We start from the raw sequence: 19,922 nt of genomic DNA, 5'->3' as shown, positions 1-19,922 counted from the left end.
GGGGCACGCAGAAGATGCGACGCGGCGTGGCGCGTCGGCTAGATTCGGACCAAGCCCACCGCACAGGAGACCTGGTGAACGACCACAACCTCGGCCTCGAGTTCGACCCGCCCTCGACGGGTCCTGCCGTGCTGCGGGTCATCGGGGAACTCGACCACCACACCGCCCCTTTGCTGCGCGAGGCACTGGACTCGGTGTCGCTGAGCCCCGGCGACGGTTACGTGCTCGACCTGAGCCGCCTCGAGTACTGCGATTCCACCGGCGTCACCGTGCTCGTCACCGCACTGAGGAAGGCCGAAGCCGCCGAGGGCCGCCTGTGCCTCGCCGGGCTCAGCCGCGAACTGACCCGCGTCTTCCACCTCATCGGCCTCGGTGACGTCTTCTCCCTGCACGACACCGTCGAGCAAGCCATCGAGTGCCAGCGGTCCTGAGCTTTCCCGCGCCACGCTGTCCTTTGTGGAGCCGATCGGCCGGACCGGGGCACGGCCTTGAAACTGCCCGCCGGGGCGCGGACCGCCGCGGCGATCAGGCCGGTCGGAGCAAGGACTTGGTGCCTGGGGCGGCACTTCGCCGGCCGGGTTTCGGGACGAACGATCTCGGGAAATCCTGAGCCGGCCTTCGCTTCACCGGACAGGAGTGAGTGGATGTCGTCCTTCAAAGTCAGGCCATCCAAGCCCGCGGCGATCTTCGGGGCGATCTTCGGTGTGGCCATCCTCGTTTTCGGCCTCGTCAGCAACCTGGGGAAATCCGGCGGCTTCCTCTGGCTCTGGGTGGTGGCCGGCGTGGCCATCATCGCGTTCAACCTGTGGGCGGCCTTCAGCAGGAACGGTGCCACCGAAGTGGTCGAACGACGGGAGCGGTGAGTCATGGCGGGCCTGCGCTGGGGGCGGGAAATGGGCGAAAGGATCGCTTCGCCACAGGCGAAGGAACGGGGCAGGAGGTGGTCGGCCAGGATCGACTCCTGGGCGGCCGAACACCGGGCACTGTCCACTCTGCTCGTGGGTGTGCTGTGCGTGGTGCTCGCGTGGATGGTCGCAAGGAAGCACGACGGGGCCACCACCGGTGAGCTCGTGTTCTGGGCCGTGATCCTGGTTCCGATCGGCATCGTGAGCACGTGGTTCTACCTCACCCGCATCCGGCACCGGAAAAACCGCCGAGCCGGGTGATCGAACCCGGCAGGCGGGCATCACGGGACGTGAACCGCGGGGATGGTCACGTCCCGGGCGGGGTGACCAGCACGGCGTCCGTGTAGTCGCGGATGAGCCACTGCCCGTCCTTGCGGGTCAGCGTCATGAAATCCCCGCTCATCCGGACGACGCCCTGGGCGTCGGCGTTCCACTTCTTGCCGTCGATGGTCACGGCGTCCATCGGGATGACCGCGGTGTCGCCGTCGGCCTTGCTCAGTCCCGGATCCACCTTCGCGGTGGCGAGACTGTCCAAAAAGGCCTTCCCGTAGTCGTTGTCCTTGGCGAACCGGCCGGCGCAGCCCTCGACCCCGCCGAGTGCGGAGAAGACGTCACCCGCCGGGTCGTAGAGGGCGCACGCTCTGGCGAAATCGCCGGAAGCCACGGAATGCAGCCATTCTTCGGACACGCTCTGAGGGCTTGGATCCTGGTCGGGCTTCGCCGCGGCGGCCGAGGAGGGCGCGGCGGCCGGGGTCGCCGTGCCGGGCGCGGTCACCGGCGAGGACTGGTCACAGGCCGTCAATCCGGTGATCGCGAACAGCGACACGGCCAGCAGCGCGGGCCGGGCCGAGCGGTGAGCAGACATGGGATTCTCCGTAAGGTGAAGGATTTTGCGCAAACGTAGCGCACCCCGCCGCGGGCACCCCGGCCGCGGTGAGGCTCACCCTGGCTCCCTGTCGCTTAGGCCGTGGACGGAATTTTCCCTTGCCAGATTGACCTCGCCGTCGTGGAGGCCCTACGATGGGCCTCGGCTGCGGTGTCCACATCTGCCCGCGCCCGGCACTTCCCCCTCTGGCTTCGGCCGCGTCGAACCGCGGCTTCTTCGCCGACCCCTCGCAAAAAAACGGAGTGAATACCCATGGGCACGAACAGGATCACCGACGGCACCGAACGAGAACTCCTCGAGAACATGCTCGACCGCAACCGCGAAGCGCTGGTCGAGACCGTCCGCGGCCTGTCCGAAACCGACGCCCGCCGACGGCTCGTCGCTTCGCTGACGACGCCGATTTCCCTGATCAAGCACGCCGCGGGCGCCGAACGGATCTGGTTCCAGCGATTCTGGGCCGGCCTGGAGGAGTCCGAATGCGACGGCTACTCGAACCGCGACGAGGGCACCTTCACCGTCACCGACGACGAGTCGCTGGCCGAGGTGATCGCCGAGTTCGAACGTGCCAGCCGTCGATCACGGGAGATCGCGGCCCGCTTCGACCTCGACGACACCAAGGACAACCCCCTCGAAGGCACGGTCAGCATGCGCTGGACGCTGCTCGCCATGATCGAGGAGTTCGCCCGCCACGCCGGACACGGCGACATCCTCCGCGAGCAGCTCAACCGTCCGGTTGCTCCAGCAGCCGCGAACGGATGAGGAAGCGCACCCCTTCCGGAGCTTCCAGGGAGAAACCGCTGCCCCGCCCCGGAACCACGTCGATGGTCAGATGGGTGTGCTGCCAGTACTCGAACTGCGGACCGGACATCCACACCGGCACGTCGTCGATGCCTTCCACGCGCAGGTCCCCGAGCCGGACGTCGGACGCGCCGATGCGGAACTCCCCGGCGGGGTAACACATCGGCGCGCTTCCGTCGCAGCAGCCGCCGGACTGGTGGAACATCACCGGGCCGTGGTGTGCCACCAGTTTCCGCAGCAGTCCGGCGGCTGCCTCGGTCAACGCCACCCTCTCGGCCCGCCGGCCCGCCACCGCCCTCGACCGAGTCGCTTCGCGACGCTCCTCTTGACTCATCAGAAGAAGCCCAGCGCGTTGTCCGAGTAGCTCACCAGGAGGTTCTTCGTCTGCTGGTAGTGGTCCAGCATCATCTTGTGGTTCTCGCGCCCGATACCCGACGCCTTGTACCCGCCGAAGGCCGCGTGCGCCGGGTACGCGTGGTAATTGTTCACCCAGACGCGGCCCGCCTCGATTTCCCGGCCGGCGCGGAAGGCGATGTTCCCGTCACGCGACCAGACCCCGGCGCCGAGGCCGTAGAGCGTGTCGTTGGCGATCTTCATCGCGTCGGCGTAGTCGTCGAACTTCGCCACCGAGACCACCGGCCCGAAGATCTCCTCCTGGAACACGCGCATCTTGTTGTGGCCCTCGAACACCGTCGGCTGCACGTAGTAGCCGCCGGCCAGGTCACCGTCGAGTTCGACGCGCTCGCCGCCGGTGAGCACCTTGGCGCCCTCCTGCTTGCCGATGTCGATGTAGGACAGGATCTTCTCGAGCTGGTCGTTCGAGGCCTGCGCACCGATCTGGGTGTCGGTGTCGAGCGGGTCGCCCTGCTTGATCTTCTTCACCCGCTCCACCGCGTCGCCGAGGAACCGGTCGTAGATGCCGGACTGGATCAGCGCGCGCGACGGGCAGGTGCACACCTCGCCCTGGTTCAGCGCGAACAACGCGAAGCCCTCCTGCGCCTTGTCGTAGAAGGCGTCGTTCGCGGCGGCGACGTCGTCGAAGAAGATGTTCGGGCTCTTGCCGCCCAGCTCCACGGTCACCGGGATGATGTTCTCGCTGGCGTACTGCAGGATCAGCCGCCCGGTGGTGGTCTCGCCGGTGAACGCCACCTTCCGCACGCGGCGGCTCGACGCCAGCGGCTTGCCCGCCTCCACGCCGAAGCCGTTGACCACGTTCAGCACGCCCGGCGGGAGGAGGTCGCCGATCAGCGAGAGCAGCAGGTGGATCGACGCCGGGGTCTGCTCGGCGGGCTTGAGCACGATCGCGTTGCCCGCGGCCAGCGCCGGTGCCAGTTTCCAGGTGGCCATCAGCAGCGGGAAGTTCCACGGGATGATCTGGCCGACCACGCCCAGCGGTTCTTTGAAGTGGTAGGCCACGGTGTCCGCGTCGATCTGCGAGATGCCGCCCTCCTGCGCCCGCAGCGCGCCGGCGAAGTAGCGGAAGTGGTCGATGGCCAGCGGGATGTCCGCGGCGAGGGTTTCGCGGACCGGCTTGCCGTTCTCCCAGCTCTCGGCGACCGCGATCTTCTCGAGGTTCTGCTCCATCCGGTCGGCGATCCGGAGCAGCACGCCGGCGCGTTCCTCCGGCGAGGTCCGGCCCCACGCCGGTGCCGCGCCCTCGGCCGCGTCGAGCGCCTTCTCCACGTCTTCGGCGGTCCCGCGGGCGATCTCGGTGAACGCCTTGCCGGTGATCGGGCTGGGGTTCTCGAAGTACTGGCCCTTGGCGGGCCGGACGTACTCGCCGCCGATGTAGTGGTCATAGCGCGTCTCGTAGCTGACGACACTGCCTTCGGTGTTCGGTGCCGCGTACCTGGTCATAGGTGCCCTGACCTCCTGCGTCGTCGCCCGGGTTGGCGTTGGCGGCGAAGGTAGGCGCGGGCACGTTGCACGGACGTTGCAGCGCCGTGACGGCGCTCACTACGCTGGTCCACATGGCGGAGCGGCCGGTACCGGACCTTCTGCGCGACCCCGAGGAGTACGCGCGGTTGCTGCGAGCCGTGCACGAAGCCGTGCTGTCCGGGGTGCCCTCGCCCAGGTCCCCGCGTTCGCTGATCTCCGCGTCCTGGGACCGGTCGCTGGCCGCCAGCGTCGATCCGGACCGCAAGCTGCCGCCGGTGGTCTGCGAGCGCGGCGATCTCGCGGACCTGCGGGACGCGCACCCGCTGGCCCCGGTCCTGCCGCTGCTGCGGCAGACACTGGTCAGCATCGCCGACGACGCCGAGCACATCATGATCGTCACCGACGCGGACGGGCTGATCCTGTGGCGCGAGGGCGCCAGCGAGGTCTGCCGCCGCGCGGACGAGGTCCGGCTGGCCGAGGGCACGCGCTGGAGCGAGGACGAGATCGGCACCAACGCCATGGGCACCGCGCTGGCCACCGGCGAGGCCGTGCAGATCTACTCCGCCGAGCACCTGGTGCGCACCTACCACACCTGGACCTGCGCGGCGGCGCCGTTGCGCGACCCGGACACCGGCGCGCTGCTCGGCGCGATCGACGTCAGCGGGCCGTTGCGCACGGTGCACCCGGCGATGCTGGCCCTGGTCACGGCGTCGGCGAGCCTGGCGGAAGGACAGCTGCGGGCGCAGCTCGCGGTCCGCGACGAGCGGACGCGGCGAGCCAACATGCCGCACCTGGAGGCGTTGCGCGGGGAACCGGGCGCGTTGCTGTCCGCCAGCGGGCGCGTGCTGGCCACCGAAGCCTGCGACCTGCCGTCCACAGTGGACGTCCGACGTGGGGCGGTGGCGCTGCCGGACGGCCGTCTCGGCACGGTCGAACCGCTGCCCGACGGCTTCCTGCTGCGGGTCAAGCGTGGCACCAGGGTGACACGCGCCCCGAAGCTCTCGCTCCAGTTCCTCGGTGACGGCTACCCATCGGCCACAGTGGACGGTCGTGAAGTGCCGATCACCCTGCGGCACGCGGAAACCCTCACCCTGCTCGCGTTGCACCCGGGCGGGCTCAGCGCGGACAAACTGGCCTGGCAGCTCTACGGCGACGCGGGCAATCCGGTGACCGTGCGCGCCGAGATCCACCGGCTGCGCGGCCAGCTCGGGCCGGACGCCGTGCGCACCCGGCCGTACCGGCTGGGCGCCGAAGTGGACGCCGACTTCCTCCGTGCCCGGAACGCGGCCCGCCGCGGGGAGGTGGCCGAGTTCGCCGGTCCTCTGCTGCCGGAGTCGGAATCGCCCGCCGTGCGGGAAGAACGCGAGTCGTTGACCGCCCTGGTGCGCCACGTCCTGCTGACCAACGGCGGAGCCGAGGCCCTTTGGTCCTATTGGGACACTTCCTGCGGTGTCGACGACCTCGAGATCATGGACGCCCTGCTCGACGCACTGGCGCAGGACGACCCGCGCCGCTCACTCGTGCACACCCACCGCGCCCGGCTCGGCTGAGGTTCGCCGCTCAGGAGTGATTTCGGGTCGCCGCTCCGCCGCCGGTGCCCGTTTGGCGAGTACGGCGATCCCGGCCGCCGTGAAGCCCAGTGCGAACACCTCACCGGCGAGCGCGCCGGGACCGGCGTTGATGCGTTCGCCCAGCCACAACGCGCCGACCGCGATCCCGGCCAGCGGGTTGAGCACCACCATCACGCCGAGCGCCGGAGCGACCGCCACGCCTGCCCGGAACGCGTACTGGCTGAGCACGAACGCGCAGGTGGCGCAGACGATGACCGCGTACACGGGCCAGTGGGTGAGCATGGCCGCGAGGCCGCCGTCCAGGTCGTCGGTCGCGAGCTTGGCGATGCCCGCGGTGACGCCGAACAGCACGCCGGTCGCCGAGGCCAGGCTCAAGGTCCGCGCTGTGCCAGGGAACCGGGCCGCCACCGCCAGGCAGGCGGCCACCACGGCCAGCACACAGCCGCCCACCAAAAGGGTTTCGCCGGTGCCGGGCACCGAATGACCGGGGACGGGCTCGGCGAGCACCAGGAAGGCCGCCAGGCCACCGGCGCAGAGCAGCGCGCCGAGGACGACGATCCGATCGGGCCAGTGCCGTCGCAGCATGCTCGCGCCCAGTACGGCGAACAGCAGGTCGAGCACCAGCACCGGCTGCACAAGTGCCACCGAGGCGCGGCTGAGCGCGATCCAGTGCAGCACGACCCCGGTTCCGTTCAGCGCCAGCGAAGCCAGCCACACCGGCTCCCGCGCCAGCGACCGGACCACGCCGAACCGGCTCCCGGGCCGGCGGGCGGTGCGGCGGGCGACCCGGTGCTGCAACGCGCCACTGGTGCCGAACGCCGCCGCGGCGCACACGGCCATCGCCATCGCGGGCCACACCGCCGTCATGCGCCACCACCACGGCGGTCAGCCGGGGACGGGCAGCGCCGCCTCGGACGGACTGTGCGCGACAGACCGGGCATCCGGCGTTCCTCTTTCCTCGCCGCCACGGGCAGGTGTGCAGTTCGGTGTCCGCCCCGGGCTACCCGGTGGACCGCTTCGGAAACCGGGTGCGGCCCGAGCGGCGTCCACTGTGGCCCTCCCGCGGGGGAGGATTGGCGTGGTGTGCGAATGGGTACCCCGGGGTATTCGTCAAGCAGGTGGCGACTCTCCGATTCCCGTGAGGGGTGGCCACACCATGACCATCGAATTCGATCTGGCCGCGGCGCGGGGCCTGCCCCGGTACGTGCGCGAGGTGGCGGCCGAACTCGGTTTGGGCAGCGGCAGTTTCTTCGTCCAGCTGGATTCGCCCGCACACGCCTACCTGGCCATCGACGAGCGGCTTCCCCGCTTCCCGGACCGCGAGCTCGCCCTGGTGTGGGACGAGGAGGACGGCTGGGCGCTGGCCGTGGAGACCACCTCCGCGGAGAACCTGACCGTGCTGGCCTACCTGGGTGGCGACGTGCTGCCGTCACCCGCCGTGGTCGCGCGGTTCGCGCGCCGGCCCCTGAGCGCGGTGCGGTCGAACTCCCCGGAACCGCCCGCGTTGCGCACGGCCGGTGACCACGACGACCTCATCCAGCGGCTGGCCCGGTACACCCCGCCGGGTGACGGCCCTGGCTCGCCGGTCAGTCCCGGACCGCCTTCGGCCGCTCCGGTGGGGTAGCGATCAACTGATCGATACCCCTTGCCACCTCGGTGCCCGGGTAGTCCCGGGGCATGATCGAACACGAGCAGGAACCGCTGAGCCCCGAGCAGCCCCGATCCCCGGGCACGCCGCCGCTTTCGGCGAAGCTCGAAGTGGCACTGTCGGCCGAGCACCCCGAGGCCGCGGGCGGCCGCCGGGCCAGCGAGGACGCGACGATCGAACCACCGGACTGAGGACTTTTCGCCGCCCGAGCAGTGTCAGGTGAGCAGGCGGCGGCGGTAGCCCTCGGCCACCGCCGAGGCTCGGTCACGAACGCCGAACTTGTCGTAGATGTGCTGCAGGTGGGTCTTGATGCTCGCTTCGCCGATGAACAACGCGGTCGCGGCCTCCCGGTTCGAGCTGCCGTTGGCGACCAGTTGCAGCACCTGTTTCTCCCGATCGGTCAGCGTGCCGGCGCCGGACCGCCGGACCTGCCCCATGAGGTGCTGCGTCACCGACGGCGCGAGCACCGACTCCCCACGCGCGGCCGCACGGACGGCCCGCATCAGTTCGTCGGGCAGCGCGTCCTTCAGGAGATAGCTGATCGCCCCCGCCTCGATCGCCGGCAGCACGTCGCTCTCGCCGTCGAAGGTGGTCAGGACCAGCACCCGGGCACTCGGGGCCCGCTCGCGCAGGGCCGCGGTCGCGGCGACGCCGTCCATCCCGGGCATCCGGAGGTCCATCAGCACGACGTCCGCTGCCAGCGCCTTCGCCCGCTCGATGCCCTCGGCGCCGTCCCCGGCCTCACCGACCACGACGATGTCCTCGGCGTCCGCGAACATGTCGCGAAGACCGCCCCTCACGATCGGGTGGTCGTCGACGATCACCAGCCGGATCATCGGTCGGTCTCCCCCTTCGGTCCCGCACCCCCGGGGGCGATCGCCGGAACACGCGCACTCACGGACGTCCCTTCACCCGGTGCGCTCTGCACCTCCACGTGCCCGCCGACCCCTCTGATGCGCTGGCGCATGCTCGTCAGGCCGAAGCCGGTACCGGCCCCTTTCGCGAACCCGCGTCCATCATCGCGCACGTCCAGCAGCACCTCCGCGCCCGTGTACGACAGCGTGACCCCGACGCGCGAGGCCTCCGCGTGCTTCGCCACGTTGGTCAGCGACTCCTGGGCGACCCGGAAGAGCGACACCTCGATCGCCGGGCTCAGCGGTTCCCGGGCGCCGGTGACCTCCACCTCCACCTTCGTCCCGTGGTCCGCCGACCACCGCTCGGTCAGCGCGCGCAGCGCGTCGGGGAGGTGCGCTCGCCCGAGTTCCTGGGGAGCGAGCGCCCGCACGGACCGCCTGGCCTCGATCAGGCTGCTGCGCGCGAGCCGGAGTGCCCGCGTGACGTGCTCTTCGGTCTCGCCCCGCACACTCGCGGACCGCTCCGCTGCCTGGAGCTGCGTGATGATGCCGGCGAGACCTTGGGCCAGCGTGTCGTGGATTTCGCCGGCCAGTCGCTGCCGCTCGTCCTGCGCCCCGGATTCCCGGGCCTGGGCGATGAGTTGCGCATGCAGCCCGGCGTTCTCGTGCAGTGCCGCCTCGAGTCGTTCGACGAGCTTCTCCCGTTTGCGCTCCTCCGGTTCGCTTCGCGCCGTGAGCAGGATCCCCGCCCCGATCGCCGCGGTCTGCACGGCCACGATGAGGAGGAACTCCGCGAGCACTTCCGGGCCCGGGCCGGCCCACACGCGCATCGCCGAGCCGTTGAGGGCCACGGAGGTGGCCAGGACCCCGAGCAACCCCAACGGCCACGGCCTGAGCAAGTACGCCTGGAAGAAACCCGCGATGGTGAAGACGAGGAACACGCCGGAGTGAGCCATGAGGGTGACGCACAAGGCCAGCAGCCCGGCGAAGTAGATGCCCGCCGGCACGGGCCGGAGCGTCCGCCTCTTGATGGGCAGCGTTTGCCCGAACAGCACCCACAGCGCCGTGACCGCGACCAGCCCGAGGACGGAAGCGCCCTCGGGCCAGAAGCGTTCACCGGAGGCCGGGAGGACCCGCGAGAGGTAGATCACCGTCGAGATCGTCAGCAGCAGCCACGGCGTGCCCAGCTGCAGGAGATCCCAGACGCGCAGCTGCTCCTCCCGCCAGGCCAAGCGGGAGCGGTTCGCGAGCTCCGCCTCGTCCGTGATGGCGGATCCGAGCGTTCCGGTGCTCGGGCGCGCACCGGCCCCGGCTTGCCGCATCATCGACCCCTACTCCCAGCGGAAAAGCTTCGCCGCGACCGCGCTCGCGATCACCGCGACAGCCGCCATTATGGCGATCTGGAGCCAGAAGGGCTGCCCACCGGCGGTGGCGGTGATCTTGCCCGCTTCGGCGGACCACGCCTCGGTGAGCGCCTGCAGCCCTGGCGGGACGAACTCGCCGACCTCGCGCAGCACGTCGGGCATGAGGACGCGGGGCAGGAAGGCCCCGCCGAAGAACATCAGCGCGACGAACAGGAGGGTGCCGACCTGGTTCGCGGCGCTGCTCGTGCGGACCACGGCCGCGGAGATCAGGCCGATCCCGAGCAGTGCCGCGTAGCCGGCGAGGAAGGCGACGACGAACTCCACCGGCCGCCCGGGCGGCGCGATGCCCAGGACCGCCCACGCGAGCGAGATCATGAGTACCGCGGAGACGACCACGGAGGCGAACGCGACGATCATCTGCGCGAGCAGGACGCTCCGCGGGTGCGCGGGGGTGGTCGACATCCGGCGCAGGATGCCGCGCTCGCGGTACGTCGCGATCACCGCCGGAACGTGCTGCACGGCGATCATCACCATCCCGAACACCAGTGCGGTCGGTGCCCAGACGTCGATGGGCCGGAGCCCGCCGGTCTCCGGCGTCGGCTCCCTGAGCGCCGGGACGGCGGCCAGCCCGAGCAGGAGTGCCGTCGGGAACAGCACCCCGAAGCCGACGGTGGCGGAGTCACGGAGGAAGAGGCGCGTCTCGACCTCGATCATCTTCCGGAGCGCGCGCATCAGCCGGCCTTCCTCTCGGAAGCTTCCGGGGCGCGTCCGGTGAAGGCCACGAACGCGTCGTCGAGGTTGCGCTGGTCGACGCGGAGATCGTGCGCCACGACCTCCACCCTGCCCAAAGCTCTGGCGACGCTGCTGAGCAGCTGTCCTCTGCCGGTGACCAGCCAGCGGTCTTCGGCGACCTCGACCCCGGTCACCTCGGGCAGCTCGGTCAGGACACTGCTGTCCAGCGGCTGGCTCACGCGGAATCGGACCTGCTGCACCGCGCTCGCCTGCGCGATCAACCCCACCGGCGTATCCACCGCGGCCACCCGGCCACCGTCGATCACGGCGATCCGGTCGCTGAGGCGCTCCGCTTCGTCCATGAAGTGCGTGACGAGGAGGATCGTGACGCCCGTGTCGCGAACCCGCTCGATGAGGCTCCAGGTGTCGCGCCTCGCCTGCGGGTCCAGTCCCGTCGTGAGCTCGTCGAGGATCGCGACCTCCGGATTCCCGACCAGCGCGAGCGCGATCGAAAGCCGCTGCTTCTGCCCACCCGAGAGGGCCTTGTAGTGCGTGTCGCGCTTCTCGGTGAGTTGCAGGAGTTCCAGGAGCTCGCGCCAGTCGGCGGGGTTCCGGTAGAAGGAGCTGTAGAGCTCGAGCGCTTCGGCGACCTTGATCGCGTCCGGGAAGCTGCTTTCCTGCAGTTGCACGCCGAGTCGCTCACGCACCTCCGCCTGGTCCTTGATCGGGTCGAACCCCAGCACGGAGATCGAGCCCGAGTCGGGCGTCCGCAGCCCGGCGATGCTCTCGACGGTGGTCGTCTTGCCGGCGCCGTTGGGGCCGATGATGCCGAAGATCTCCCCCTCTTCAACGGTGAAAGAGACGTCCTCGACGGCGACGTGCGGCCCGTAGCGCTTGTGCAGATTTCGTACTTCCAATGCCGTCATGCGGCGAAGTTACGGGCGGACCGCACCCCGCCACGTCAACTGTGACGGCTGGACCAGGGTTGATTCGCGCATCCACCGTTCGGTGGATCCACCGCACCTCGCCCGGCTTCTCACGCCGGACCAGGCCGTATAACGCCCTATTCGGCGCGGCTCTTATTCGTACAGGTCGTCCGCGGCTTCGCGATTGGCGTTCTCACGCTGCTGACCGGGAAGGGCGCCGTCGTTCTCCGCCGACCGTTCGTCCTGCTCGGTGCCGGATTCGTCGGCTTCGGTCTTGCGGTGGGGTGCCTGCTGCTCTGTCCTGCGTTCCATGCCCGAAGCGGTACCCGGCGAAGGGCGGGGAAAACCGGTGATCCGGGTCAGCGGCGGCCGGCGGCCAGGATGACGAGGAACTGCCCGCCGCCCGCCTCGATAGTGGCGCTCACCGGCAGCCCCGGCACCAGGCGGGAGAACCGGTCCACCAGCCAGTCCGCCGCTTCCTGGGCGTCCTGCTCGGTCGGGCACCGGGCCACCATCTCGCGGCCGCCCTTGCGCTCCAGCCGCCCGGCCACGGTGATCAGCGGCGCGGGGTCCACCACATGCAGGCGGTCGGGCCAGGCGATGACCACCTTGACCGCGCCCTTGCGGGTGTTGCACCCGCGGTGCGCGAGCCGCTCGGCGACCTTGGCCTTCCGGTCGGCGGTCCGGCTGTCGACGCTGGGCCCGCGCGGGTCGTTCACCGACATGTCCGGGTCGACCGGTTCGTCGCACACCCAGCAGCGCCAGCCGTCGCGCTCGGCCACATCATCGAGGAGGCTCACCCCGGCAAAGCTAGCCTGCCGCGCGCCGCGCTGCGGAACTGGCCTGGCGCCTGCGATCGCGACCGGCGGAAGGCTCGGCTGAACGCGTACACGGAGGTGTAGCCGACGGAACGGGCGATGCTGTCGAGGGTGTCGTCGGTGTCGCGCAGGCGGATCGCCGCCAGGTCCATGCGCCACCGCGTCAGGTAGTCGGCGGGGGCGGACCCGGTCACGGCCCGGAAGCGCCGCGTCAGGGTGCTGCGGGAGATGGTCAGCTCGGCGGCGAGTGACTCGGTCGTCCACGTCCGTGCCGGTTCCTGGTGCAGCTTGGCGAGCGCGACGCCGACCACCGGGTCGGTGATCCCGCTGAGCCAGGTCCCGCGCACCTCGTCCGGGCGTCGCGCCAGCCAGACCCGGAGCAGTTGCACCAGCAGGATGTCGACCAGCCGGTTGAGCACGAACGTGGTGGCGACCTGCGGGTACGCCAGTTCCCGCGAGAGCAGCCGAACGGTGTCGTCCAGGCAGGTGCCGCCGTGGTCGGCGCGGATGTGCAGCACCTGCGGCAGCGCCGCCATCACCTGGGTGGTCACCGTGGGGTCGTATTCGTAGGTGGCGCCGAGGATGTGGGTCCGCACCTCGCCCGCGCCCACCCGCAACGCGCTGCCGTTGGCCATGGCCTCGTCGCAGCGGGGGCACGTGGCGGCCGGTGTGCCGGGGGCGCCGGTCAGCGCGTGCGGGGTCCCGCTCGGCAGCAGCACGACGTCGCCGGGCATGAGCTGCCGCGGGTCCCGCTCGGGCAGGCTCAGCCACGCCGTGCCCGAGGTGACGGCGTAGAAGGCCGCGGCGCCGATGACGTGCCACGCCAGCCCCCAGGTGCCGCCCGCTTCGATGCGTGCCCCGGCGGTGCCGCGGACGCCGCCGACGGCCAGCACGTCAGCCAACAAGTCCATGACACCGATGCTAGTGCGACAAGCGGATATGTTTTTGACCGATTCAGGCATCGATCGGACCACGGCATGTCCCCTACGGTCGGGACATGACCGACACGATCGACTTCGACGAGATGAACCGCAAGGTCATCGCCGAGTTCCGCGCCAACGGCGGGAAAGCCGGCGGGATCACCGAGGGGATGCCACTGGTCCTCGTGCACCACGTCGGCGCCAAGACGGGCACGAAGCGCGTGGCACCGCTGGTCCCGTACGTCGACGGCGACCGGCTCTTCATCTTCGCCAGCAAGGGCGGCAGCCCCGAGCACCCGGCGTGGTTCCACAACCTGGTGGCCAACCCGGACACCGAAGCCGAGTTCGGCACCGAGCGGTTCCCCGTCGTCGCGCGGGTGCTCTCCGGTGCCGAACGGGACGAGGTGTACGCCAAGCAGGTCGCCGTGCAGCCGCAGTTCGGCGAGTACGAGCGCAACACCGACCGGGTCATCCCCGTCATCGAACTGCGGCGCACCGACCGCTGACCCGCGGTCAGGCTTGTGCCAGTGCGTGGTCGATCGCGCGGCGCGCCCGCCCCGCGGCGGCCTGGTCGTGCTGGAGCTGCATGGCCGCGTTCAGCGCCAGCCCGGCGGCGATGATCTCGAACAGCGCCTGGTCGACGTCGAACCCGCCGGGCAGTTCGCCGTTGTCCACCGCCGCGGTCAGGTCCGTCCGCAGTTGTTCGCGCCAGCGCGACCACACCTCGGCCACCGCGTCGCGGACCCGGCCGGGGCGGCCGTCGTACTCGGACAGCGCCGCGGTCATCAGGCAGCCACCGGGCAGCAGTGGCGCTTCCAGGTAGTCCACGGAGTTGGCGCACACCGCACGCAGCCGCCGCAGGCCCGGCGGCTCGGCCAGCGCGGGCTCGACCACCCGGTGCCAGAAGTCCACGAACGCCTTGTCCAATGTGGAGAGTTGCAGCGCCTCCTTGGTGCCGAAGTGCTTGTGCACGCCGGACTTGCTCATCTCCAGTTCCTCGGCGAGGCGGCCGATGGTGATGCCGTCGAGCCCCTCTTCGGAGGCGATCTCGGCGGCTCGGCCAAGGATCCGGCCCCGGGTGACCAGCGCTTCGGCCGCTGAGCGTCGCGGTGACATGCGATGAGGATAGCGTACGCGCGTTCGCTATTGATTTAGTGAACGCGCGTACGCTAAGTTCGCCGCAATCACCGGGACGAGGGAGTGCGAGATGCGGGTGCGACGACTGGGCTGGGCCGGACTGGAGCTCGAAGCGGGGGAGGGGCGGCTGGTCATCGACTACGTGCGGGACCTCTCGCCGCTGTTCACCGGCTGGAAGCCCGGCGACGGGCTGGCGGTGCCGGGCGGGACGGTCACCGCCGCGCTGGTCACCCACCTGCACCGGGACCACACCGACGCGGCCGCGCTCGCGGAGGTGCTGGCGCCGGAGGCGCCGGTGCTCCGCCCGGCGCCCGGCCACGGCGACGAGGTGGACAACGTGACGACCCTGCCCGCCGAGCGCGAGCTGATTTCGCACCGGCTGGCTGCCGAGATCGTGAATGCCTGGGACACCAGGGAAATCGGGCCGTTCCGCGTCACCGCGGTCCCGGCCGTCGACGGGCTCGGTGACCCGCAGCTGAACTGGGTGGTGGAGGCCGGCGGTCAGCGGATCTTCCACGGCGGCGACACGATGTTCCACGGCTACTGGTGGCTCGTCGCGCGCCGGTTCAGCCCGTTCGACGCGGTGTTCCTGCCCGCCAACGGCGCGGTGGTCGACGCGCCGCACCTCCAGCCGCCGAGCCCGCTGCCCGCCGCGATGGACCCGGAGCAGGCCGCCGCGGCCGCGGAAATCCTCGATGCCCGATACGCGGTGCCGATGCACTACGAGACGGAGCAGCCGGACAAGATCGCGGGCTACGTCGAGGTTTCCGACCCGGAGACCGAGTTCCGCACGCACGCCGGAAGCCGCGCACACGCGCTGCCCATCGGGAAGTGGCTGGACTTGGCCGCTTAGCCCCCGGTCCAGCCACTCCGCCACCGAGCCGGCACCATTCCACTCCTGCTCGGTCAGGCGCTGGAAACCGGCGAACTCGTCGCCCCGGCCGACGGCCCCGTGTCATGGACGGCGCACGCCGACCTCGACGACATCGCCGCCCTCATCACGGACCTCACCGGACGCACCATCCGCCGCGTCGTCGCCGAGGATCCCGAGTGGACGGCCACCCTGATTGACCACGGCATGCCCGCGTTCCAGGCCACCATGCTGCTCGACATGGTCCAGGCAGCACGCCGCGGCGAGTTCGCCACCACCGGGAAAGACCTCGAAACCCTCATCGGCGCCCTGTAACAGCGCTAAGCCTGTCTCTCGGCGACGGCGATCTCTTCGGCGAACGCGTGCGCCGCGCCGGTGTGGTGTTCGGTGCGCCAGACCACGCCGAGCACCGACTCCGGCAAGCCGGTGACCGGCACGAAAACCACCGAAGCCCGCTGTCCCTGGTGCTCGGCCGTGGAGCGGCACAGCAGCATCGCTCCCCGGCCCGCGGCGGCGAGGCCCATGCCTTCCTGCAGGGTCCCGGCGGTCGGCCCACGCGGGATCCGATGGCCACCGGGGGTGGTGCCGGGGGCCTGGGCTCGGCGCCAGTACTCCGGCGCCGAGCCGTGGACCCCGATCAGGGGGCACCCGGCCAGCTCCTCGGCCGTGACGAACTCCTTGTCAGCAAAGGGATGCCGCGGTGAAACCGCGAGAACTTGCGGCTGTCGCGAGAAAACCGGGCCCAGCGTGAGATCCGGTTCCTCCACCGGCAACAGCACCACCGCGGCATCCACCTCGCGGCGGCGGAGTGCGCCGAACGGATCGGCGAGCGGGATTTCGGTGAGGTCCACCGCGCAGCCGGGGTGCCGCTCCTCGAACCCGGCGATGGCCGTTGCGAGGTGGTCGTCGATGACGCCCTGGAACCCGACGCGCAGCACCCCGGCGACACCCCGCACGGTGGCGCGTGCGTGGTCGACGGCGGCCTGCAGCGCGCCATAGGCGGGGCGCAGTTCGGCGAGGAACTTCTCCCCGAGCGGCGTCAGCTCCGCCCGGCGGCTCGTGCGTTCGAGCAACGGCGCGCCGATCCGCCCTTCCAGCGACCGGAGCAACTGGCTGACCCGGCTCTGGGACACGTAGAGCCGTTCCCCGGCGCGCCCGAAGTGCAGTTCCTCGGCGAGCACCAGGAACGCCTCCAGTTCGCGAAACTCCATCGGTTCCCCTCACCCGGATCCAGTAGTCCTGCTCATAGAAGGATGAGACATCGGCCGTTGTTCCCCGCCGCGGGCGGCGGTTGCCTGGGACCCATGACGCAGAAAGCACCCACCCGCCGCAAAGGCGGCTGGCCCGCGGTGGCCTCGGTCGCCGGGGCCACCTTCACCGTGGTCACCTCGGAGATGCTCCCGGTGGGGCTGCTGACCCCGATCAGCCACGACCTGGCGGTCACCGAAGGCACGGCGGGCTTGACGCTGACCGTCACCGGCCTGGTCGCGGCGATCTCCGCGCCGTCGCTCATTCCGATGCTCGGGCGGTTCGACCGGCGGACCGTCCTGTGTGCACTGCTGGCGCTGCTGGCGGCGGGGAACCTGCTGGCGGCCTGGTCACCCGCGATCAGCGTCCTGCTACTGGCCCGGGTATTGGTGGGCGTCGGCATGGGCGGGGTGTGGGCGGTCGCGGCGAGCCTGGCCGGTCGGCTGGTCCCGCCGCGATCCGCCGCGTCCGCGACCTCGCTGATCTTCAGCGGTATCGCCGTGGCGTCCGTGCTGGGCGTTCCCGCAGGCGCCTTCCTCGGCGAGCTGGCAGGCTGGCGAGCCGCTTTCGCCGGTGCCGGTGGACTGTCGCTGCTGGTGCTGGCCGCGCTGGCACTGACGCTGCCGCCGTTGCCCGCCGAAGGGGACGTCCGGCTGGGCGCGGTGCTGCGGCTGGCCGGTGCGCCGCGGGTGCGCACCGGGCTGATCGTGGTGGCACTGGTGGTCACCGGGCACTTCGCCGCCTACACCTACGTCCGGCCGGTGCTCGAGGAACTGTCCGGAGTGGACGCCGGGCTGATCGGCACGCTCCTGCTGGTCTACGGGCTGGCCGGGGTCGCGGGCAACTTCGCCGCGGGCGCCGCGGCGGCCCGGTCACCGCGGATCACGTTGCTGGTGCTCGGGGGGACGCTGGCGGTCACGATGGCACTGGTCCCGATTCTGGGGCTGACCGCGCTGGCGGCGGCGGGGTTGCTGGTGGTCTGGGGCCTGGCTTACGGCGGTGTGTCGGTGGCGGCCCAGTCCTGGATGCTCGCGGCCGCACCGCAGGCGAGGGAAGCGGCATCCGCGTTGTTCGCCGGAGTGTTCAACGCGGCGATCGCTCTCGGCGCGCTGGTCGGCGGGCTGACCGCCGACGCCGCCGGGACCACCGCGGTGATGTGGCTGGCCGCAGCGTTCGCGGCCGGGGCGGCGCTCGTGCTGGGTGTCGGCCCCCGTGTCTCGCGATGAGGACTGCGCGCTCGACGCGGCGTCTCCGTCCGCCGAATCCGCTACGGTTGCCGGTCGATACCGTGAGCGGGACCGGAGGTCGCATGTTCGGCGCTGAACAACAGGAGGCCCTGGAGCGGCGGATCGCCGAGTTGGAGCGCATGGTCCAGACGCTGACCGCGCGGGCCGACGCCTCGGAAGCCAGGACCGCCCCGCGCGGTGAGGGCTTCGAAGGCCGGCTCGACACCCTGTACCGGGCCGAATCCAGCGGGTTCGTGGCGGTCTACTTCGTCACCGGCCGGACGGCCAAGGTGCAGCTCCTCGTGGGCCCGCACAACCCGCCGACCAGGGTGGTGGGCGTGGTGAATTCACGCGGTTCGCAGGACTCCTACGCCGGCGGAATCGTGCGGGCGGGGGAGTACTGGGTGGCGGCTTCCTCCAGCAGGCGGCCGAACCTGAACTTCCGGGTCCACTTCACGCCCCTGTTCTGACCGGGCGCCGGGCGCTGGGGAACTGGCTCTTGCCACGCGGCATGCCACGTTGCAAGCTGAGTGCGCACCGCCGCCGGCCGGGCGACGGCGAACGCTCCGCGGTGACCGTGGCGTGCTCGGGCACGCCGGCCCCGCGGCTCCCCGAAATCCCCTACCGGAGGTCATCGTGAGCGAGCACGGAATCGACCGGCGCAACGTCCTGCGTGGTTTGTCGCTGCTGGGGGTGACCGGTGCGGCGACGAGCCTGCTCGGCAGCACCGCCGCCGGCGCGTCCACCGAGAACCACGCCGGGACCCCGTTCGACCTGCACTTCTCCGTCACCGAGCAGTTCCGGCCCTTCGACCTGATCGCGCCGAAGTTCGTCCAGTACGACTCGGCGGTGACGCCGCGGCAAAATGCCCGCGGCACCCTGGTCACCACCGGTGTCCGGCCCAGAGCGCCGTTCGGCACGGTCACCGTCGAGGTCCGGCGGCTGGACGGTGAGGCCGGGGTTGTCGCCGGGCTCGCGGGCGACAACGGGTCCGTGCTGGGCGCCTACGACGCCGGGACCGGCACGGTCAGCATCGAGGTCACCACGGGCGGGACGACCAGCGTGGTCAAGGCCGCTCCCGCCGCGCTCAAGGCGCCGTTCACCTTCGCCGTGGTGGTCAACGAGAACGCGGTGACCGTGCTGGCGGACACGACCGGGACCGGCACCGGGTGGCAGCCCCTGCTCACCGAACGGGACCAGGTCCGCGCCCGCATCGACCTGCGCGACCCGCAGGTGCTGGGGAACCTGAGTTATGCCTACGGCGGGCGCGGCGGCGGTTCCGCGCTGCTCGGCCGGGTGCGGGCCGGCTACTACGGCCAGGCCGGGGTGCGCGACCCGCACGTCGTCCAGCACGCCGACGGCAGGCCCTACATCAAGAACGGCAAGCTGTACCTGACGATGACCAACGCGGGGCTGGGCTTCTTCCAGCAGGCGCACTGGGCGGTGTGGACCCTCGACCTGGCCGACCCGACGAAGCTCGAACAGGTCGCGACGCTGTTCTTCGCCCGCGACGGCGTCGTGCTCGGCGATCACGCCGGGCAGATCGTCTACGACGACGAGCGGCGCCGGTTCATCCTCCTGATGAGCTCGTGGGGTGATTTCGCGTTCAACGGGGTGCACATCCGCCACGCCACCACCCGCGCGAACGTGCTGTCCGGGGTCCACGTCCTGCCCACCGAACGGCTGCCCCTGCCCACCGAGGTCAGTTCCTGGGACCCCGCGCTGACGAAGATCGACGGCCGCTGGCACCTCGGCTTCGTGGAAAGCCCCGCCCAGCAGCCCGCGTTCGTGTTCCACCCCGCGCTCGCGGCGGGCCCCCGCGGTGCCGACTACACCGAGGGCCTCCGGCTGGTCGGCGCCGACCTGACGGTCGACCAGACCGAAGGCACCATCCTGCAGAAGATCGGCGGCCGCTGGTACCTGCTCGCCAGCGACGGGGACGCCCGCCAGTACCCGGTGTACGACCTGAAGATGCGCAAGCTCGGCACCCTCGACGCCCCGTACGGCACCAACATCCCGCACCCGATGCTGGTCCGCGTCAACGGTTCCTGGTGGTTGCCGACGTTCAACGGCACGCAGTACGCCGAACCGGTCCTGGGCTACGGCGGCCACGGCGACTTCATCCTGATGAAGGCGTAGC

The 19,922-nt window shown here is 70.8% G+C and carries 26 protein-coding genes; 13 read left to right on the top strand and 13 right to left on the bottom strand.

The features are described from left to right. Nucleotides 1-74 precede the first annotated feature (74 nt). From JOM49_RS35435 to JOM49_RS35425, 3 genes are all read left to right on the top strand, one after another. Nucleotides 75-431, top strand: coding sequence for an STAS domain-containing protein (locus tag JOM49_RS35435; RefSeq protein WP_282772667.1), 357 nt, complete (start codon nt 75-77; stop codon nt 429-431). Nucleotides 432-644: 213 nt separating this feature from the next. Beyond that, nucleotides 645-863: a hypothetical protein gene (locus tag JOM49_RS35430; RefSeq protein WP_209668495.1), complete on the top strand. Its 219-nt coding sequence runs from the start codon at nt 645-647 to the stop codon at nt 861-863. Nucleotides 864-893: 30 nt separating this feature from the next. Continuing rightward, the gene (locus JOM49_RS35425) at nt 894-1,166 is read left to right on the top strand and encodes a hypothetical protein (protein WP_209668494.1); all 273 of its coding nucleotides are present in this window, start codon (nt 894-896) and stop codon (nt 1,164-1,166) included. Nucleotides 1,167-1,212: 46 nt separating this feature from the next. On the opposite strand, the gene JOM49_RS35420 is transcribed toward JOM49_RS35425, so the two are convergent. Continuing rightward, nucleotides 1,213-1,770 carry a nuclear transport factor 2 family protein gene (locus tag JOM49_RS35420; protein ID WP_209668493.1) on the bottom strand — a complete coding sequence of 186 codons (558 nt, stop codon included), beginning with the start codon at nt 1,768-1,770 and terminating at the stop codon, nt 1,213-1,215. Nucleotides 1,771-2,043: 273 nt separating this feature from the next. Here JOM49_RS35420 and JOM49_RS35415 point away from each other — a divergent pair, with 273 nt between their 5' ends. Then, a complete protein-coding gene (locus JOM49_RS35415; protein ID WP_209668492.1) occupies nt 2,044-2,550 on the top strand; it encodes a DinB family protein in 507 nt (168 codons plus the stop codon). Here JOM49_RS35415 and JOM49_RS35410 read toward each other — a convergent pair. Then, a complete protein-coding gene (locus tag JOM49_RS35410) occupies nt 2,513-2,923 on the bottom strand; it encodes a DUF779 domain-containing protein (RefSeq protein ID WP_209668491.1) in 411 nt (136 codons plus the stop codon). The two genes, JOM49_RS35415 and JOM49_RS35410, sit on opposite strands and share 38 nt — an antisense overlap. Continuing rightward, nucleotides 2,923-4,446 (bottom strand): acetaldehyde dehydrogenase ExaC, encoded by a 1,524-nt coding sequence (gene exaC, locus JOM49_RS35405; RefSeq protein WP_209668490.1) that lies wholly within the window; start codon nt 4,444-4,446, stop codon nt 2,923-2,925. The genes JOM49_RS35410 and exaC overlap by 1 nt, the downstream gene beginning before the upstream one ends. Nucleotides 4,447-4,559: 113 nt before the next feature. Here exaC and JOM49_RS35400 point away from each other — a divergent pair, with 113 nt between their 5' ends. After that, nucleotides 4,560-6,017, top strand: a complete 1,458-nt coding sequence (locus JOM49_RS35400; protein ID WP_209668489.1) for a helix-turn-helix domain-containing protein — start codon at nt 4,560-4,562, stop codon at nt 6,015-6,017. On the opposite strand, the gene JOM49_RS35395 is transcribed toward JOM49_RS35400, so the two are convergent. Next, entirely contained in the window at nt 5,982-6,905 is a 924-nt protein-coding gene (locus tag JOM49_RS35395; RefSeq protein WP_209668488.1) for a DMT family transporter, read from the bottom strand. The genes JOM49_RS35400 and JOM49_RS35395 overlap by 36 nt on opposite strands. Nucleotides 6,906-7,194: 289 nt before the next feature. On the opposite strand from JOM49_RS35395, the gene JOM49_RS35390 reads away from it, so the two are divergent. Next, the gene (locus JOM49_RS35390) at nt 7,195-7,662 is read left to right on the top strand and encodes a DUF6292 family protein (protein ID WP_245369583.1); all 468 of its coding nucleotides are present in this window, start codon (nt 7,195-7,197) and stop codon (nt 7,660-7,662) included. A 53-nt stretch (nt 7,663-7,715) separates the two neighbouring features. Further along, nucleotides 7,716-7,877, top strand: coding sequence for a hypothetical protein (locus JOM49_RS35385; protein WP_209668487.1), 162 nt, complete (start codon nt 7,716-7,718; stop codon nt 7,875-7,877). Nucleotides 7,878-7,901: 24 nt separating this feature from the next. On the opposite strand, the gene JOM49_RS35380 is transcribed toward JOM49_RS35385, so the two are convergent. The 7 genes from JOM49_RS35380 to JOM49_RS35350 all read right to left on the bottom strand — a co-directional run bounded on the left by JOM49_RS35380 (nt 7,902) and on the right by JOM49_RS35350 (nt 13,291). Further along, nucleotides 7,902-8,522: a response regulator gene (locus JOM49_RS35380; RefSeq protein WP_209668486.1), complete on the bottom strand. Its 621-nt coding sequence runs from the start codon at nt 8,520-8,522 to the stop codon at nt 7,902-7,904. Beyond that, nucleotides 8,519-9,865, bottom strand: a complete 1,347-nt coding sequence (locus JOM49_RS35375; RefSeq protein ID WP_209668485.1) for a sensor histidine kinase — start codon at nt 9,863-9,865, stop codon at nt 8,519-8,521. Before JOM49_RS35375 ends, JOM49_RS35380 begins: the two co-directional genes overlap by 4 nt. Nucleotides 9,866-9,871: 6 nt before the next feature. Next, nucleotides 9,872-10,636: an ABC transporter permease gene (locus JOM49_RS35370; RefSeq protein WP_245369582.1), complete on the bottom strand. Its 765-nt coding sequence runs from the start codon at nt 10,634-10,636 to the stop codon at nt 9,872-9,874. Next, a complete protein-coding gene (locus tag JOM49_RS35365; protein WP_209668484.1) occupies nt 10,636-11,562 on the bottom strand; it encodes an ABC transporter ATP-binding protein in 927 nt (308 codons plus the stop codon). The genes JOM49_RS35370 and JOM49_RS35365 overlap by 1 nt, the downstream gene beginning before the upstream one ends. Nucleotides 11,563-11,715: 153 nt before the next feature. Continuing rightward, the gene (locus tag JOM49_RS35360; RefSeq protein WP_209668483.1) at nt 11,716-11,874 is read right to left on the bottom strand and encodes a hypothetical protein; all 159 of its coding nucleotides are present in this window, start codon (nt 11,872-11,874) and stop codon (nt 11,716-11,718) included. A gap of 47 nt (nt 11,875-11,921) precedes the next feature. Continuing rightward, the gene (locus JOM49_RS35355) at nt 11,922-12,362 is read right to left on the bottom strand and encodes a hypothetical protein (RefSeq protein WP_209668482.1); all 441 of its coding nucleotides are present in this window, start codon (nt 12,360-12,362) and stop codon (nt 11,922-11,924) included. Further along, the gene (locus tag JOM49_RS35350; protein ID WP_209668481.1) at nt 12,359-13,291 is read right to left on the bottom strand and encodes an AraC family transcriptional regulator; all 933 of its coding nucleotides are present in this window, start codon (nt 13,289-13,291) and stop codon (nt 12,359-12,361) included. Before JOM49_RS35350 ends, JOM49_RS35355 begins: the two co-directional genes overlap by 4 nt. Nucleotides 13,292-13,377: 86 nt before the next feature. Here JOM49_RS35350 and JOM49_RS35345 point away from each other — a divergent pair, with 86 nt between their 5' ends. Then, nucleotides 13,378-13,806 carry a nitroreductase family deazaflavin-dependent oxidoreductase gene (locus JOM49_RS35345; protein ID WP_209668480.1) on the top strand — a complete coding sequence of 143 codons (429 nt, stop codon included), beginning with the start codon at nt 13,378-13,380 and terminating at the stop codon, nt 13,804-13,806. 7 nt (nt 13,807-13,813) lie between these two features. Here JOM49_RS35345 and JOM49_RS35340 read toward each other — a convergent pair whose 3' ends face one another. After that, entirely contained in the window at nt 13,814-14,416 is a 603-nt protein-coding gene (locus JOM49_RS35340) for a TetR/AcrR family transcriptional regulator (RefSeq protein WP_209668479.1), read from the bottom strand. A 91-nt stretch (nt 14,417-14,507) separates the two neighbouring features. Here JOM49_RS35340 and JOM49_RS35335 point away from each other — a divergent pair, with 91 nt between their 5' ends. Together JOM49_RS35335 and JOM49_RS35330 are read left to right on the top strand one after the other, a co-directional pair. Continuing rightward, complete coding sequence (locus JOM49_RS35335; RefSeq protein ID WP_209668478.1) at nt 14,508-15,290, top strand: MBL fold metallo-hydrolase; 783 nt, start codon at nt 14,508-14,510, stop codon at nt 15,288-15,290. Between the two features lie 99 nt (nt 15,291-15,389). Further along, nucleotides 15,390-15,623 carry a Rossmann-fold NAD(P)-binding domain-containing protein gene (locus JOM49_RS35330; protein ID WP_209668477.1) on the top strand — a complete coding sequence of 78 codons (234 nt, stop codon included), beginning with the start codon at nt 15,390-15,392 and terminating at the stop codon, nt 15,621-15,623. A gap of 5 nt (nt 15,624-15,628) precedes the next feature. Here JOM49_RS35330 and JOM49_RS35325 read toward each other — a convergent pair whose 3' ends face one another. Next, entirely contained in the window at nt 15,629-16,519 is an 891-nt protein-coding gene (locus tag JOM49_RS35325; RefSeq protein ID WP_209668476.1) for a LysR family transcriptional regulator, read from the bottom strand. A gap of 93 nt (nt 16,520-16,612) precedes the next feature. Here JOM49_RS35325 and JOM49_RS35320 point away from each other — a divergent pair, with 93 nt between their 5' ends. The 3 genes from JOM49_RS35320 (at nt 16,613) to JOM49_RS35310 (ending at nt 19,921) form a co-directional block, all read left to right on the top strand. Further along, complete coding sequence (locus tag JOM49_RS35320; RefSeq protein WP_245369581.1) at nt 16,613-17,782, top strand: MFS transporter; 1,170 nt, start codon at nt 16,613-16,615, stop codon at nt 17,780-17,782. 83 nt (nt 17,783-17,865) lie between these two features. Then, nucleotides 17,866-18,252 (top strand): hypothetical protein, encoded by a 387-nt coding sequence (locus JOM49_RS35315; RefSeq protein WP_209668475.1) that lies wholly within the window; start codon nt 17,866-17,868, stop codon nt 18,250-18,252. Between the two features lie 166 nt (nt 18,253-18,418). Continuing rightward, a complete protein-coding gene (locus tag JOM49_RS35310) occupies nt 18,419-19,921 on the top strand; it encodes a glycoside hydrolase family protein (RefSeq protein WP_209668474.1) in 1,503 nt (500 codons plus the stop codon). Nucleotide 19,922 lies beyond the last annotated feature (1 nt).

The organism is Amycolatopsis magusensis (assembly GCF_017875555.1).
In the GTDB taxonomy this organism is placed as follows: Bacteria; Actinomycetota; Actinomycetes; order Mycobacteriales; family Pseudonocardiaceae; genus Amycolatopsis; species Amycolatopsis magusensis.
This window is presented reverse-complemented; position numbering and strand designations above follow the sequence as displayed.